Raw genomic sequence first — 1,066 nt, forward strand, 5'->3', positions numbered from 1 at the left:
GGTGGTGAAGCGAAAGGCTACGACCAAATTGACAGTGCGCCAGAAGAGAAAGCGCGTGGTATTACGATTTCGACAGCGCACGTGGAATACGAGAGCAACAACCGTCACTACGCACACGTAGACTGCCCGGGGCACGCGGATTATGTGAAGAACATGATCACGGGTGCGGCACAGATGGACGGAGCGATTTTGGTGGTGAACGCGGCCGATGGTCCGATGCCACAGACTCGTGAACACATTTTGTTGGCTCGCCAGGTGGGTGTGCCTTCAATCGTGGTTTACTTGAACAAAGCGGACATGGTTGATGACGCTGAGTTGTTAGAATTGGTTGAAATGGAAGTGCGTGAATTGTTGTCAAGCTACGATTTTCCGGGTGATGATATTCCTGTGATCGTGGGTTCGGCGTTGAAGGCGTTGGAAGGCGATGAGAGCGAAATTGGTATTCCATCGATCATGAGGTTGGTAGAGGCGATGGACTCATACATTCCAGAGCCAGAGCGTCCAGTGGACATGCCATTCTTGTTGCCGATCGAAGACGTGTTTTCGATTTCAGGCCGAGGTACGGTGGTTACGGGTCGTGTTGAGCGCGGTATTGTGAAAGTGGGCGAGGAAGTTGAGATTGTCGGTTTGAAAGACACTCAAAAGACGACGTGCACGGGCGTTGAGATGTTCCGTAAGTTGCTAGACGAAGGTCGTGCGGGCGACAACGTGGGTGTTTTGTTACGTGGTACGAAGCGTGAAGACGTTGAGCGTGGTCAGGTATTGGCGCACCCCGGTTCGATCAAGCCGCACACGAAGTTTGAAGCGGAAGTGTACGTATTGACGAAAGAAGAGGGTGGACGTCACACGCCATTCTTTAAAGGTTACCGTCCACAGTTTTACTTCCGTACGACAGACGTAACAGGTGAAGTGATTCTTCCTGAAGGCGTAGAGATGGTGATGCCGGGTGATAACGTGAACATTAACGTACACTTGATTGCACCGATTGCGATGGACGAAGGTTTGCGCTTTGCGATTCGTGAAGGTGGTCGTACCGTCGGCGCCGGTGTTGTGGTTAAAATTACAG

Annotated in this window: 1 protein-coding gene; it reads left to right on the top strand. The window is 51.7% G+C overall.

What is annotated here, in order from left to right; translation table 11 throughout:
* Window positions 1-27 precede the first annotated feature (27 nt).
* On the top strand, window positions 28-1,066 hold a 1,039-nt coding region (tuf, locus tag COV52_00185; protein PIR12161.1), incomplete at its 3' end, for an elongation factor Tu.

It is taken from the genome of Gammaproteobacteria bacterium CG11_big_fil_rev_8_21_14_0_20_46_22, from assembly GCA_002796245.1.
GTDB lineage: Bacteria > Pseudomonadota > Gammaproteobacteria > UBA12402 > UBA12402 > 1-14-0-20-46-22.